Source organism: Plantactinospora sp. A48 (assembly GCF_055793945.1).
Genome location: NZ_JBTIXF010000003.1, coordinates 60,725 through 75,265 on the forward strand (window position 1 = coordinate 60,725; position 14,541 = coordinate 75,265).

Consider the following 14,541-nt stretch of genomic DNA (forward strand, 5'->3'; position numbering starts at 1 on the left):
CATTCGCTTTCATGATCGCACCCCCGGGCCCGGCCTCCACCGACGGCCGGCTGTCCCGCCGGGTGACCTTCGGCTACGCGACCGGCTCGCTGGTGACCGGAGCCTTCGGCACCGTGCCGGGACTGTTGCTGCTGCCGTACCTGACTGACACCCTGGACGTCGCGGCCGGGCTGGCCGCGCTGCTGGTGTTGCTGCCGAAGGGCTGGGATGTCCTGGTCAACCCGGTCGCCGGCCGGATCTCCGACCGCACCCGGTCGCGCTGGGGTGCCCGTCGCCCGTACCTGCTGGCCGGCGGGCTGGCCCTGGCCGTGCTGTTCGTGGCGATGTTCGCCGGGCCCGTGGCCGCCGGCCCGGCGGCGGCCGGCTATGTGGCGGTGGCGTTCCTGGTGGCGGCCACCGCGTTCGCGTTCTTCCAGGTGCCGTACGTGGCCATGCCGGCGGAACTGACCACCGACTACGCCGAGCGGACCCGGCTGATGACCTGGCGGATCGCGGTGCTGGCGCTGACCATCCTGGCCTGCGGCGCGCTCGCCCCGCTGGTGGTCACCGCGACCGGCGGTGGCATTCCCGGGCATCGCTGGCTGGGCGTGTGCGTCGCGGCGCTGATCATCGCGGGCACGCTCGGCACGTTCCTCGGCACCGCCGCCGCGCCGGCCGGGACGGCGCAGCGGAGCGAACCGAGCCTGCGCGCCCAACTCGCGGTGGCCCGGGCCAACCGGCCGTTCCGGGCGCTGCTGCTCTGTTTCGTCATCCAGGCGGCCGGTATCGCCACCGTGCTGGCCGGGGTGACGTACTTCGCGGCGCAGGTGCTGCGGGAGCCGAAGACCGCCCCCACCCTGCTGTTCGCCTGCTTCGTCGGCCCGGCGCTGCTGGTGATGCCGGCGTGGAGCCGGGTCGGTCGGCGGCTGGGCAAGCCACGGGCCTTCACCCTGGCGTCGTTGCTGTTCGCCGCCGGGGCGCTCGGCCTGGTCGCCGCACCGGCGCTGCCGCCCGCCGCCTGCTACGCGCTGGTCGCGCTCATCGGTTCCGGGTACGCCGGCGAGCAGGTGTTCGCGCTGGCCATGCTGCCGGACTGCATCGGGTACGACACCGAGCGCACCGGGCGCCGCCAGGCCGGCGTGTTCACCGGCCTGTGGACCGCGGGCGAGACCCTGGGTCTGGCCCTCGGTCCGGGCATCTTCGGGCTGGTGCTCCAGGTCTCCGGGTACGTATCGTCCCGGACCGGCGGGGTGGCGCAGCCCGACTCGGCCCGGCTCGGCGTGCTGCTCGGGTTCACCGTGCTGCCGGCCGCGCTGGTCGGCGGCGCACTCGTGCTGATGCGTGGCTACCGCGAACCAGGGACACCGACGCGACGAGGGGCTCAGGGATGATCGAGGCGTTGCCGCAGCGAGGGGTACCCGCCGAGCGGGTGCTCGCGGAGATCGACGGGCTGCGGGCCGCAGACCTGCCGACCACCGGGGGCCGGCTCTTCGCGTACGTCTTCGAGTCGGCGGTGCCGGGGCTGGACGAGTTGGCCGCCGCCGCGTACGCCCGGTGCGCGCACGTCAACGGGCTCGACCCGACCGCCTTCCCGTCGCTGCTGGCGATGGAGAACGCCCTGGTCGGTGCGGCGGCCCGGGTGCTGGGCGCCGGTCCCGGCACGACGGCGCCGGCCGTGGTGGGCAGCGTCACCAGCGGCGGAACGGAGTCGATCATCCTGGCCGTCAAGGCGGCCCGGGACGCCCGGCCCGACATCGTCGCGCCCCGGATCGTCGCCCCGGTCACCGCGCACGCCGCCTTCGCCAAGGCGGCGCAGTACCTCGGGCTGATCCTGGACGCCGTACCCGTGTCGCCGACCACCCTGGTGCCGGCGCCCGAGGACATGGCGCGGGCGATCCGACCGGAGACCGTGCTGGTGGTCTGCTCCGCGCCGTCGTACGCGCACGGCGTGGTCGACCCGGTTACGCCGATCGCCGCGGCGGCGGCCGAGGCGGGGGTGCGGTGTCACGTGGACGCCTGCTTCGGTGGCTGGACGTTGCCCTGGCTGCGCCGGCTCGGGATGCCCGTACCGGCCTTCGACTTCGCGGTGCCGGGTGTCACCTCGGTCTCGGTCGACCTGCACAAGTACGCCTACTGCCCGAAGGGCGTGTCGGTGCTGCTGCACCGGGACGCGGCGTTGCGCGCGCCGCAGTATTTCGGGTACGCCGACTGGCCCGGCTACCCGATGGTCAACCCGGTGATCTCCTCGACCCGGTCCGGCGGGCCGATCGCCGCCGCGCTGGCCACGCTGCGACATCTGGGCGACGCCGGCTACCTCGTGCTGGTGGAGCGCACCCTGGAGGCGGTCCGGGAACTGGCGGACGCGGTGCGGGACGTACCCGGGGTGCGCCTGCTGGTCGAGCCGGTGGCCACGGTGGTCTGCCTCACCTCGGACGACCCGGCGGTGGACGTGTTCGTCCTCGCCGACGAGCTGGCCGCGCGCGGTTGGCACACCCAGCCGCAGCACCGGTACGGCGAGCTGCCGCCCACCATCCACCTCAGCGTGACCGCCGGGGCCGCGCCGGGGGCGGCCGGGTTCCGTCCGGCGCTGCGGGCGGCGGTGGCCGCGGCCCGCGCCGCCGGTCCGGTGCGGCTGCCCGGCGAACTGGTGGAGCTGGCCGGATCGCTTCGGCCGGACGACCTCACTCCGGAACTGGTCGCCGGTCTCGCGGCCGGCCTGGGCCTGGTAGCGCCATCCGGGCCGCCCGGGAATCCGGTCGAGGCGCAACTGCCCGGTGCCATCATCCCGACCGGCGACGAGTCCGGCGGTCCGGTCGCGGCCGGTCCCGCCGGTGGCGACTTCGCCCCGGCGGGTCCGGCCGGTCCCGTTGGTGGCCCGACCAGCGCCCCGGCCGCCCCCACCAACGCTACGGTCGGGACGCGGGCCGGAATGGCCACCGTCAACGCCCTGCTGGACGCGGTTCCCGTGGTATTGCGGGAACGACTACTGGTGGAATTCGTCAGCCTGTTGCAGCGCCCGTCCTGGTAGGCGCGTCGCCATTCCCGGCGCTGAGCGCCCGGGCCGGCAGGGCGCGCGCCGGGGGAACTCGCCCGAGTACGGGTGGACCCCGACGCGCACCCAGGAAGGGCCGGTGGATCAGCCAGCCACGGCCGGCTCGCGCTGACCGTCGCCGAGCGGTTCTCCGGTGCTCTGCCGCCGGGACGTCATCCGGGAGATGAGCTTGTCGAGCGAGTACGGACCCGCGCCGAGGATCGCGATGAGCAGGAACGACCAGCAGAACAGCACGGCCGACTCACCGCCGTTGCGGATCGGCAGCAGCGCGTGCTCCTGGTGGACCGTGAAGTACGCGTAGGCCATCGATCCGGAGGCCAGCAGCGCGGCGGGTCGGGTGACCAGACCGACCAGCACCAGGGCGCCACAGACGAGTTGGATCAACGCGGCCCACCAACCCGGCCAGGCGCCGACGGGAATGGAGTTGCCTTTGCCCTGGTTGCCACCGAGTACGCCGAAGACGCTGGCGATTCCGTGGCACATGAACAGCAGCCCGATCACGGCGCGATACAGAGACTGCGCGGCGCCGGTCAGTTGAGGGGACATAGATATCGACCTCACGAATACTGGAGGGTTCAGGCATTCAGTAATGAGCGCCCGGGATTAGGAGACGATAGCATTATTCATTCACGTTCGTTAATATTTTGCACAGGTAATCCCAAGGTATGGGACTAAGTGAGCGCGTAGGTCGGCGTCCTGTTTCAGGCGCGGTTGGCGCGCCGCCGCTGGGATGTGGCCTCGTACAGGGCCACGGTGGCGGCGGTCGCCGCGTTGAGCGAACTGGCCGCCCCGGTGATCGGGATACGCACCATGCGGTCGCACTCCTGCCGCCATCCGGCGCTCAACCCGTGTGTCTCGTTGCCGATCAGCACCGCCACCGGACCGGTCAGGTCCTCATCCGCGATGTCGACGTCGCCCCGCTCGTCGGTGCCCACGATCCGCATCGGTAGGCCCGCGCCGCGCAGCCCGGCCACCCAGTCGACCACCTCGCGGTGACTGTCAACCCGGACCGTCGGCATCGCGAACAGCGATCCGGTGCTGGCCCGGACCGCCTTCGGGTCGTACGGATCGGCGGCGTGTCCGGTGATCACCACCCCGGCGGCGCCGAACGCGTCCGCGGACCGGATCACCGTGCCGATGTTGCCCGGCGTCGTGGGCCGGTCGAAGACCACCACGAGGGCGTCGGGTCCGACCGCGATCCGGTCGAGCCGGTCGGCGGGCTGGCCGACCACGGCCACCAACTCCGGCACCTCGTCGGACTTGCCACCCAACTCGGCGAGCAGGTCGGGCGCCATCGCCACCCGGGTGGCCGGCACCCGCTCGACGAGATCCCGGGCCCACTGGGACAGCGGGCGGTGCTCGGCGTGGATCAGCGCCGAAACCGGCCAGCCGTGTCGCACCGCCAGGCTGATCGGCCGTACACCCTGGACCAGGAACTCCCCGGTCCGCTGTCGCTTGGTGCGGTTGCCGAGCAGGGCCTGCCACTGCTGAAAACTGGCATTGCGGGCGGTGACCCGCAGGGTTTTCGACACGGTGCCGGGGCTGTCCCTCCGCTTCACAAGATCTTCTCGAAGACATAATAGGGGCGACAGGTGGCAGATTAGTTGCCGAACGGTTACAGAAATGGTGACCATCGTCTCCTGAGCCGGGTGACCGGCGGTCGGGGATTGGCGGCGGTCAGTTGAGCCGGAGGTCGAGGTCCGTCCTGTTGTCCGCCGGAGCCAGGTCCGGCCAGGGCGCCTCGGGACCGTCGTACCGATCGACCCGCACGGTCGCTGACGATGGCAGCTGACCGAGGGAAGGATCCCAGCGGAAGCCCAGGGTGAGGGTCTGCTTCCGGCCCGCCGCCACGGCGGGCAGCAGACAGGTCCGGATCGGATAGTTGTCCGCCGACTGGCACATCGACCAGTCACCGTCGTCGGGCGCACCCAACGCCTCCGGAATCAACAGCCCCACGTATCTGGCGGGCAGCGGACCGGTGTTGGTCACGGTGACCGTCACCGTGCCGTGGCGACTGCCGTCCGGCTCGGCCGGGTCGAAGACGGCGTCCCCGGCGGTGACCCGGAGATCGGTGAGCCGGGTGTCCGTCCCCCAACCGGCGGGTCCGGCGGTCTGCTGGAAGCCACGCCCGGTCCAGCCGTAGGTCCGCCACTGCCTGCGGGCCCAGAACTCGGGAATCGCACAGCACGGCTGGAGGTCGGCGACCTGTACCCGGAGCGAACCCGGACCGTTGCTCGCGATCGCGAGGATCCAGGCGATGTCGTGGTCAGCCCGATCCAGAGTCTCGTTGCGGACCACCTGGCCGAGCACCACGAGGTGGTCGTCGGAGTCCCGGTCGAGGGCGACCACCTGTTGGTAGTCGGCCTCACCGATCTTGCAGCCGAGCAGCACCACCGTCTCGGCCGCGCCGTCGTCGTCGATGTCGGTGTACAGCCGGTTCATCAGCGCGATCTGGCCGATCTCCGGGTGCTCCACCAGACGTACCCCCTTGGTCTGGCACATCCTGCGCGGCGCCTGGGGTGCCCACAACGGCAGATCGAGCCGGGTGCGCAGCAGCTCACCCCGGCTGATCCGGCCGTCCGGTGGGGCCGCCGAGCTGGCGCTCTGGGACGGGATCGGACTGCCGGTGGGTGAACTCGCCGGAGTGGGCGTCGGGCTGACCGGCAGGGCGCTCGTCGCGGCCGGCCGGGGCGTCGGTGGTCGGTGGTCGAACGCGGCGTAGCCGGCCACCGGAGCCACCACCAGGGTCACCGCCGTCACCACCGCGGCCACCACGGCGATACGCCGCCGCCGGCGTACCGTGTGGCGGACCGCGTCCGGACCGGCGGGTGTCAGCTGGGGCAGCACCGACGCCCGGAACGCCTCGAACTCGGTGTCGATCGGTGCGGTCGGCTCAGTCATCGTGGTGCTCCTCGGTGTGGTCCTTCAGCGCGGCGGCGAGGGCCGCCCGGCCCCGGTGCAGCCAGGACTTCACGGTCCCCTCAGCCACCCCCTCCTGACGGGCGATGTCGGACACCGGCAGGTCCGCGAGGTGGTGCAGCACGACGGCCCGGCGCTGGTTGGTCGGCAGCGTGGCGAGGGCGGCGGTGAGCGCCACCCGGTCCGGAGTTGGGCCGGCCACGTGCTCCTCGCGCTGCCGGCGCAGGTAATTCTGTGCGGTGCGCAACCGCCGCCACCGGCTGGTCGCGAGATTCCAGGCGACGCGGCGTACCCAGGCCACCGGGTCGTCGAACCCCACCACCGTCGACCAGCGCGCGAACGCCCGGCAGAACGCCTCCTGCGCGAGGTCCTGGGCGAGCGCCAGATCGCCGGTGTACGCGCACAACTGCACGGCCAGGGACCGGAAGTGCGCGTGGTAGAACTCGTCGAACGACGTGTCCCGGGCCTGATCCGTACGCCGCCGGGGACGGACCGCGGGTGGCAGGTCGGGTTGTCCCGGCGCCGCCATCGGTTCCACCGGGCGACGCTGGCGGATCAGCCGTCCAGGGCCGGTGTCCCGGCCGGACGCGATCTGGTCGACGCCGTCCGTCCGGGACGGTGGGGAACCGCCCCGATCTCTGTCTGTCACTCGCACGCTGCCTCCCCGTTACTCCGGACCAACGTCCGGACACCCTTAACACGCTCCGCCACCGGATCCAGTTGCGTGGATCCGAGCGCTACGGCCGTGGGTTAGGGTCGGGTTCAGGACATCGGGAGGGGGCGGCCGTGCAGTTGCCGGAAGTGCTCGGCGAGCCGATCCGGTTCGTGCTCAACTGGGGCCGGCGGTACTCGCTCTGGGTGTTCAACTTCGGACTCGCCTGCTGCGCCATCGAGTTCATCGCCACCAGCATGGGCCGGCACGACTTCATCCGGCTCGGCGTCATCCCGTTCGCGCACGGGCCCCGGCAGGCCGACCTCATGGTGGTCTCGGGCACGGTCACCGACAAGATGGCCCCGGCGATCAAGCGGCTGTACGACCAGATGCCGGAGCCGAAGTACGTCATCTCGTTCGGCGCCTGCTCGAACTGCGGTGGCCCGTACTGGGACTCGTACTCGGTGACCAAGGGCGTCGACCAGATCATCCCGGTCGACGTGTACGTCCCGGGTTGCCCGCCCCGGCCGGAGGCGCTGCTGCACGGCATCCTGCGATTGCAGGACCGGATCGCGGCCGAGCGCTCGGGGCTCGGTGGCGTGTCCCGGCCCGATCCGCTGGCCAGCCCCGTCGACCGCCTGACCGCCCCCCTGGTCCGCCCACCCGACTGAAAGACCACCCGGAAAGGAAGGGCACCTTGTTATCGCTTTTCGTATAGCAGGGGCCCCCTGTTAACGACGGCGATCCGTTGGGCGCTCGACGTCGTACCCATAACCGGCCGGTGGCGTGGCCCAGCTACCGTGCCCGGACATGACCGACGAGCAGCGTGGCACCCGGATGGCGGAGATCCTGATCACCGAGTTCGGCGAGCTGATGGCCCTCGACCCGGCGGCCTTCCGGCGCAAGTTCCGGAAGATGGCCGCCTCACCGTTCGCGTTCTACCGGGGCAGCGCGGCCCTCTTCTACGCCGACCTGGCCGATGACTTCGCCGACGACCGGTTCCTGGACGAGCGGACCGGCCGGGTGTGGATCCACGGGGACCTGCACGCCGAGAACTTCGGCACCTACATGAACGCCTCCGGGCAGCTCGTGTTCAACGTGAACGACTTCGACGAGGCGTACGTCGGGCCGTTCACCTGGGACCTGAAGCGGTTCGCCGCCAGCGTGGCCCTGATCGCGTACGCCAAGGCGCTGTCGGACGAAGTGATCACCATGCTGGTCGACCGCTTCGCCACGGCGTACCTGACCGAGCTGCGGGCCATCGCGGCCGGCGGGGACGACGCGATCGGCTCGATCACCCTGGACAACGCCACCGGCGTGCTCCGGTTGGTGCTCCAGCGGGCCCGGTTGAACACCCGGGTCGACCTGCTCACCGCACAGACCACCATCGACGACTTTGAGCGCCGGTTCGCCGTCCGGGACGGGGTGTACGAGGTGACCGGCGAGACGCGGGCGCGGGTCGAGGCGGCCTTCCACCGGTACCTCGAAACGCTGCCCAAGGCGACCTCCGCGCAGCGGCCGGTGGCGACCCGGATCAAGGATGTGGTGCTGCGCAAGGGCGTGGGCATCGGCTCGGCCGGACTGCCGTCGTACAACCTGCTGCTGGAGGGGCACACCCAGGCGCTGGAGAACGACGTGGTCGTCTACCTGAAGCAGGCCCAGGTGCCCGCGGTGGCCCGGCACGTGGACGACAGCCGGGTCCGCGACTACTTCCGGCACCAGGGGCACCGTACGGCCGAATCGCAGCGCGCGTTGCAAGCGTACGCCGATCCGTGGGTGGGTTACACCGAGCTGGACGGCGTCGGGCAGCTGGTGGCGGAGGTCTCGCCGTACGCCGCCGACCTGGACTGGGCCGACGTCAACGAGCCGGACGAGCTGGCCGGGGTGATCGTGGACCTGGGCCGGGCGGTGGCCCGGATGCACTCGGTCGCCGACGACGAGTCCAGCCACGACCTGGTCGACTATTCGACCGAGGAGGCGATCGTCGCGGCGGTCGACGCCGATCCGGCGGGCTTCGTCGAGCACCTGGTGGAGTTCGCACACGGGTACGGCGCCCGCGCCCGGCACGATCACCGGCTCTTCGTCGACCTGTTCCGCAACGGCCGCTTCCCCGGCCTGTGACCGTTAAAAGGGGCCCCTTCCGCTACCGAAAGCGATAACAGGGGGCCCTTCCTTTCATCAGGTCGCGAATTCGAGGACGACCTTGATGTCGCGGGCGGCGTGCGTGTACGCCGAGGCGTACTCCTCGACCGGCACCCGGCGGGTGATCAGCGAGGAGAGCCAACCGGGGTCGGCCTTGGCCAGCGCCTCGGCTGCGAGCTGCCAGTGCCGGCGGTTGGCGTTCACCGAGCCGAACACCACGTTGTTCTCCAGCACGAGCGCCCGGTTCAGCGCGCCCGCGTCGAAGTCGATGAGGCGACCGCCGCTGGAGACGCCGGTCAGGCACACGATGCCGTTGTTGCCGGCCCGGCACATGGCGTCCAGCACCACCGGCGGGGCACCGGTGCACTCGACCACGATGTCCGGATCGAAGTCGAGGTCGGCCAGGGATCCCGCGTGGTACGACGCACCGAGCGCGCCCACCAGGCCCGGTTTCGGTCCTTCCGTGGCCCGGTCCAGCACGTGTACGTCGAAGCCGCGCTGGGCGGCGAGCAACGCGGCCAGCAGGCCGATCGGGCCGGCCCCGGTGACCAGGACCGTGCGCGGCTCCCAGGTCGCGCGCCGGCCGATCCGTTCGATGTGATCCCACGCCTTGGCCACCACGCTGGCCGGTTCGAGCAGCACACCAACCCGGGCCAGGGACGGATCCAGCGCCACCGCGTACGCCGGTTCGATCCGCCACCGGTCGCGAGCGAACCCGGGCCGGCCCTTGATGCCATGCTCGGTGTACTGCCCGTTGCGGCACATGTCCCATTCGCCCACGGCGCAGTTGGGGCACGGTACGGGGTCGGCGTGCCGGACGATCCCGGCCACCAGGTCCCCGGGCCGGTGGGTGCCGGTGGAGTCCTCAAGGACCCGGCCCAGCGACTCGTGCCCGAGGACGAGCGCGGCGCCGCCGGCCGGTGCCTCGCCGTACTGTCCGTCGATGATCTCGTGGTCGGTCCCACAGATGCCGACGGCGAGCGCCTCGACGAGCACGGCGCCCTCGCGTGGCGACGGCTCGGGGAAGTTCTCATCCAGCCGCAGCGATCCGGCGGTACCCGGAGTGATCGTGATGGCGCGCACGACATCATCTTTCCCGGGCGTCCGGGTTTCACGCCCACCGCCACGATTTCCTCGCCTAATGTCCAATTAACCAGCACCGACGGGAAAGAACAAGACTTGATCTTGTTGATCGGCGGGCGCACCCTCGGACCATGACCTGGGACCCCTTCGGCACCCTCGGTAACACCCTGTGGATCGGTGGCGGCCAGTGGGCCGGCAAGTCGACCGTGTCCAACCTGCTGGCCCAGCGGTACGGCCTGACCGCGTACCACTACGACTACGCCGACACGCGCGGTCGGGAGGATCGGCGGATCGCCCGCGCGGCGCGGGCCGGCACGACGTTCAGCAGGGACGTCGAGGAGATGTTCGTCCGGAACACCCCGGAACACATGGCGGCCGAGGTGTTGACCGACTTCGTCGACGGCTTCGAATGGGTGCTGGACGAGTTGCGCGCCCTCGTCTCCGGCCGGCCGATCCTCGCCGAGGGCTGGGGGCTGCGGCCGGAACTCGTAGTGCCGGCGGTCGCCCCCGCCACCCAGATGGTGATCATGGTGCCCACCCCGCAGTTCCGGCTACGGCAGACCCGTGAGCTGCCCCGGGCCAGGGCACTGGCGGCCACCACCAGCGATCCGGATCGGGCCCAGCGCAACCGGCTGGCCCGGGACCGCCTGCTGGCCGAGGACGCCGTCCGCTCGGCGCGGGCGTTGGGCGTACCCGTCATCGAGATCGACGGAAGCCGGTCCGCCGTCGAGATCGCGACGGCGGTGGCGGAGTTGTTCGCGCCCTTCCTGCCCGCCCCGGACGCCCCCGCCTTCGCCGAACCCGTGACCGTCGGCTGACGACCTGTGCGGACCACACCGGGCGGTGGATCGTGGATTTCCAGTGCCCTCCCAGGGGCACCGGCAATCCACGATCCGCCCGACGGCGCGGTTGGGCCATAGGATCGGCCACATGACTCCGGAGGAGATCGGCGCACGGCTCACCGCGCTGCTTGCCGGCCCCACCGGCCCGGCGTCGGACGAAACCGAGCCGTTACCGTCCGCCGCCGGACCCGCACCGGACGAGAACGGACCCGCACCGTCCGCCGTGAGGGCCGCCGCTTCGGCCGCGCCCGGCGCCGGACCCGCGCCCGCCGGGTCCGCACCTGCGGCCGGAACCTCATTCGCGACAGCGTCCACGTCCGCCGCGTCCGCCGCGTCCGCCGCGTCCGCCGGGCCCGCCGGGTCCGCCGGGTCCGCCGGGCCCGCCTCGACCGTCGCCGGGTCCGCGTCCGCCGGGCCTGGGTCCGCCGGACCCGCCTCGTCCGTCGCCGGGTCCGCGTCCGCCGGGTCCGCGTCCGCCGGGTCCGCGTCCGCCGGGTCCGCCGGGTCCGCGTTCGGTGCCGTCCGGGCTGGTACGTCGGGTGGCCAGGCCTACGCACGGTCCATCGTCGACGTGCCGGTGGACCGGTGGCGGGAAGCGTTGCTGACCGCCCGGGACGACCCGGAACTGGGATTCGACTTCTTCGACTGGCTCTCCGCGGTGGACGAACTGGCGGAGGGCTTCGATCTCGTGGTGCACCTGTGGTCCACCCGGCACCGGCACGGGCTGCTGGTCCGTACCCGGGTTCCGCGGGAGGACGCCGAGGCGCCGTCGGTGCGGGACGTCTACCCGGGCGCGGACTGGCACGAGCGCGAGACGTACGAGATGTTCGGGATCGGTTTCACCGGGCGATCCACCCCGGCTCCGCTCCTGCTGCCACCGGAGTTCGAGGGCCATCCGCTGCGCAAGGACTTCGTGCTGGCGTCCCGGGTGGCGAAGCCCTGGCCGGGCGCCAAGGAGCCGGGCGAATCCGAGGCCGGGGTGGCCCGGCGCCAACCGATGCGCCCGCCCGGCGTACCGGCCCCGGGCGAGTGGGGACTCGCGGCGTTCGCGCCCGCGGCTCCGGCCCGACGCCCCGGCCCGGCCCGGCCCGCACGCGGCGAGTCGAACCGCCCGGAACCCCGTGACCGTCCGGCACGCGCCGACCAGCCTGCACGCGCCGACCGTCCGCAGCCCAGCGACCGTCTGGAACGCAGCGACCGTCCGGCACGCGCCGACCGGGCGGGAACCGAGCCGGTCAATCCAGCCGGCGCACCCGGCGCACCCGGCGCACCCGGCGCACCTGGGGACCCGGCGGCGCCCCGCACGGGTCCGGCGGGCAGCGCGGGAGGGTTAGGAAGGGACCCCTCCTATACCGAATCCGATAAGAAGGGGCCCTTCCTTTCGGCGGAGCCGCCGGCGGCCGACGACGCGGAGCGGTCCTGATGCCGACCTGGGTGGAACTGGTTCTTCGGGTGGCCTGCGTGCTGGTGGCCTTCCTCACCCTGCCGTTGGTGGTGGGACAGGCCGAGCACAAGGTGATGGCGCACATGCAGGGCCGGCTCGGACCGATGTACGCCGGCGGTTTCCACGGCTGGGCGCAGCTCATCGCCGACGGCGTGAAGTTCGTGCAGAAGGAGGACGTCACGCCGCGCGGGGCTGACCGGCCCGTCTTCCGGCTCGCGCCGGTGATCGCGCTGCTGCCGTACCTGCTGGTTCTGCTGGTCATTCCGCTCGGACCGCACGGTCTGGTCGCCCAGCCGCTGGACGTGGGGTTGTTCTTCGTGCTCGCCGTGGTCGGCGTCGGTGTGGTCGCCGTGCTGATGTCGGCGTGGGCGTCGGCCAACAAGTACAGCCTGCTCGGTGGGCTACGCGGGGCCGCCCAACTGCTCGGGTACGAACTGCCGCTGGTGCTCGCCGCGGCAAGTGTCGCGATGGCGGCCGGCACGCTGAGCCTGTCCGGCATCGTCGAGGCGTGGCGACCCTGGTGGCTGCTGTGGCAGGCGCCGGCCATGGCGGTGTTCTTCGTGGCCGGGCTCGCCGAGATCCGCCGGCCGCCCTTCGACATGCCGATCGCCGACTCGGAGCTGGTGTTCGGCTACCTGACCGAGTACACCGGCCTGCGGTTCGCCTTCTTCCTGCTCGCCGAGTACGTCGGGATCGTGGTGATCGCGGCGTTGACCACCGTGCTGTTCCTCGGCGGCTGGCGTGGCCCGTTCGGTGCGGACTATCTCGGCTGGTTGTGGACGCTGCTCAAGGTGTTCGCGGTGGCGTTCGTGATCATCTGGTTCCGGGTCACCTATCCCCGGCTGCGGGAGGACCAGTTGCAGCGGCTGTGCTGGCTGGTGCTCGTACCGCTGGCGCTCGGTCAGCTGGTGTTGACCGTCGCGGTCCGGGTGGCGTTGTGACCGCACCTCCGCTCAGATGTCCGGCGGTCGAGAGACTTGGCCGGCGATCGAGGAAGTTCGGCGGTCGAGTCAGTTGGCCCTCGGTCGTGGTTGTTCAGCGGTCGAGCGCGAGCCGGCCGCCGAGCGCGATGAGCACCGCCGCCGTGATCCGGTCCACCCAACGGCGGCCCCGCTGGTAGAGCCGGGCCACCACGGGCAGCCCGAACAGCGAGGCCACCAGCGCGTACCAGCCGGCGGCCATCGCCACGAGGACGGCCACCACCGCGATCCGGGCCGGCACGCCGGTGCCGGCCGGCAGCAGGGCGCCGAGCAGGCTGCCGAAGAAGGCCGCCGCCTTCGGGTTGCCGATGTTGGTGAGGAAGCCGACCCGCCAGGCCCGACCGAGGCCGGCCGGCAGGGCCTCCGGCAGGGATGTCGGATCCGCCGTCACCGCCGGGCCGGGTTCGCCGTGGCGGGTGGGCGCCCGCCCGTCCCGCCGACGTTCGATCAGTCGGCCCCCGGCCCGCCGTCCCGGCCGGCCGCCGGCGGCGTCGCGGCCCCGCGCCGACCACAGGGTACGGAGGCCCAGATAGATCAGGTACGCCGCGCCGGCCAGCCGGATGAGGTCGTACAGCCAGCTCATCCGGGCGAGCAGGACGGACAGTCCGAGCATGCTCGCGGCGGCCCAGACGGTGATCGCGGAGGCGACGCCGAAGCCGACCAGCATGCCGTGCCGGCGGGATCGGCTGGTGGCGTGCCGCACGACGACCAGAAAGTCGGGGCCGGGGCTGACCAGCGCCAGGAGCCACAGTCCGAACAGCGGGAGCAGGGCGAACATCCACCAAGCCTAAACGGCGGGTCCGGGACCGGACTGGTTACCCGTGCCGCTTACCAGTGCCGTGGCGTGAGGCGGGCGATCGGCAGGTTCACCGGGAACGGTTCGCCGGTGTCGACGTACTTGGTCCACCGCCCGGTCTGGACGTACACCTCGTTCACCGGGTCCAGCTTGTTGGTGTGGTTGACGATCCCCTCGTCCTCGATCTCCACCCGCCAGTAGAACGGGATACCCGCCTGGGCGTAGAGCCCGGGCTTCAGCACCCGGTCGATCGAGCGGGTGGTCGGGGAGACGATCTCGACGGCCAGCACCACCTCGTGCGGCTCGTACCGCGACGGCTCGCGCTGTGCGGCGGTCGAGGTGGTGACCAGCACGTCCGGGATGAACGAGCGGGTGCGGTTGATCCGTACCTCGACGGCCTGGGTCACGTCGTAGTCGTCGGGGCAGTCCTCCTCGAGGGCCACCATGAGGCGACCGGCGATGGTCTGGTGGATGCGGGTGGGGGAGGGTGACACGAGCAGCACTCCATCGAGTAGTTCCCGGCGGCGGCCGTCCTCGGGCAGCGCGTCCAGGTCATCGGTGGTCCACCCGGCGTCCGTGGGGAAGTCCTCCTGTAGCGCGGCGGTCATGGGTCGGTCGGTCCCTCCCGGTGTGCTCGTTCTCCCCGGTCGAA

General features: G+C 71.9%; 13 protein-coding genes and 1 pseudogene. 7 read left to right on the forward strand and 7 right to left on the reverse strand.

Annotated elements, in window-relative coordinates:
- Positions 1-11: 11 nt before the first annotated feature.
- Positions 12-1,370: an MFS transporter gene (locus tag ACXN5W_RS02930; protein WP_473156565.1), complete on the forward strand. Its 1,359-nt coding sequence runs from the start codon at positions 12-14 to the stop codon at positions 1,368-1,370.
- The gene (locus ACXN5W_RS02935) at positions 1,367-3,007 is read left to right on the forward strand and encodes a pyridoxal phosphate-dependent decarboxylase family protein (protein WP_473156566.1); all 1,641 of its coding nucleotides are present in this window, start codon (positions 1,367-1,369) and stop codon (positions 3,005-3,007) included. Before ACXN5W_RS02930 ends, ACXN5W_RS02935 begins: the two co-directional genes overlap by 4 nt.
- A gap of 108 nt (positions 3,008-3,115) precedes the next feature.
- On the opposite strand, the gene ACXN5W_RS02940 is transcribed toward ACXN5W_RS02935, so the two are convergent.
- From ACXN5W_RS02940 to ACXN5W_RS02955, 4 genes are all read right to left on the reverse strand, one after another.
- A complete protein-coding gene (locus ACXN5W_RS02940) occupies positions 3,116-3,577 on the reverse strand; it encodes a DoxX family protein (protein WP_473156567.1) in 462 nt (153 codons plus the stop codon).
- Between the two features lie 155 nt (positions 3,578-3,732).
- A complete protein-coding gene (locus tag ACXN5W_RS02945) occupies positions 3,733-4,563 on the reverse strand; it encodes a TrmH family RNA methyltransferase (protein WP_473156683.1) in 831 nt (276 codons plus the stop codon).
- 145 nt (positions 4,564-4,708) lie between these two features.
- Positions 4,709-5,932, reverse strand: coding sequence for a hypothetical protein (locus ACXN5W_RS02950; RefSeq protein WP_473156568.1), 1,224 nt, complete (start codon positions 5,930-5,932; stop codon positions 4,709-4,711).
- Positions 5,925-6,479: a SigE family RNA polymerase sigma factor gene (locus ACXN5W_RS02955; protein ID WP_473156684.1), complete on the reverse strand. Its 555-nt coding sequence runs from the start codon at positions 6,477-6,479 to the stop codon at positions 5,925-5,927. The genes ACXN5W_RS02950 and ACXN5W_RS02955 overlap by 8 nt, the downstream gene beginning before the upstream one ends.
- Positions 6,480-6,736: 257 nt before the next feature.
- On the opposite strand from ACXN5W_RS02955, the gene ACXN5W_RS02960 reads away from it, so the two are divergent.
- Together ACXN5W_RS02960 and ACXN5W_RS02965 are read left to right on the forward strand one after the other, a co-directional pair.
- Positions 6,737-7,273, forward strand: a complete 537-nt coding sequence (locus ACXN5W_RS02960) for an NADH-quinone oxidoreductase subunit B (protein ID WP_473156569.1) — start codon at positions 6,737-6,739, stop codon at positions 7,271-7,273.
- Between the two features lie 139 nt (positions 7,274-7,412).
- Complete coding sequence (locus ACXN5W_RS02965) at positions 7,413-8,723, forward strand: DUF2252 domain-containing protein (RefSeq protein ID WP_473156570.1); 1,311 nt, start codon at positions 7,413-7,415, stop codon at positions 8,721-8,723.
- 57 nt (positions 8,724-8,780) lie between these two features.
- On the opposite strand, the gene ACXN5W_RS02970 is transcribed toward ACXN5W_RS02965, so the two are convergent.
- Positions 8,781-9,827, reverse strand: a complete 1,047-nt coding sequence (locus tag ACXN5W_RS02970) for a glucose 1-dehydrogenase (RefSeq protein ID WP_473156571.1) — start codon at positions 9,825-9,827, stop codon at positions 8,781-8,783.
- A 131-nt stretch (positions 9,828-9,958) separates the two neighbouring features.
- Between ACXN5W_RS02970 and ACXN5W_RS02975 the strand changes: the two genes are divergently transcribed.
- From ACXN5W_RS02975 to ACXN5W_RS02985, 3 genes and pseudogenes are all read left to right on the forward strand, one after another.
- On the forward strand, positions 9,959-10,645 hold the full coding sequence (locus ACXN5W_RS02975) for a hypothetical protein (protein WP_473156572.1): 687 nt from the start codon (positions 9,959-9,961) through the stop codon (positions 10,643-10,645).
- A gap of 544 nt (positions 10,646-11,189) precedes the next feature.
- Positions 11,190-11,723, forward strand: a pseudogene (locus tag ACXN5W_RS02980) (NADH-quinone oxidoreductase subunit C); the annotation flags it as partial.
- A gap of 368 nt (positions 11,724-12,091) precedes the next feature.
- The gene (locus ACXN5W_RS02985) at positions 12,092-13,054 is read left to right on the forward strand and encodes a complex I subunit 1/NuoH family protein (RefSeq protein WP_473156573.1); all 963 of its coding nucleotides are present in this window, start codon (positions 12,092-12,094) and stop codon (positions 13,052-13,054) included.
- Between the two features lie 94 nt (positions 13,055-13,148).
- Here the strand turns inward: ACXN5W_RS02985 and ACXN5W_RS02990 are convergent, their stop codons facing one another.
- Both ACXN5W_RS02990 and ACXN5W_RS02995 read right to left on the reverse strand, forming a co-directional pair.
- Positions 13,149-13,871: a LysE family transporter gene (locus tag ACXN5W_RS02990; protein WP_473156574.1), complete on the reverse strand. Its 723-nt coding sequence runs from the start codon at positions 13,869-13,871 to the stop codon at positions 13,149-13,151.
- A 50-nt stretch (positions 13,872-13,921) separates the two neighbouring features.
- Positions 13,922-14,497 (reverse strand): Uma2 family endonuclease, encoded by a 576-nt coding sequence (locus tag ACXN5W_RS02995; protein WP_473156575.1) that lies wholly within the window; start codon positions 14,495-14,497, stop codon positions 13,922-13,924.
- Positions 14,498-14,541 lie beyond the last annotated feature (44 nt).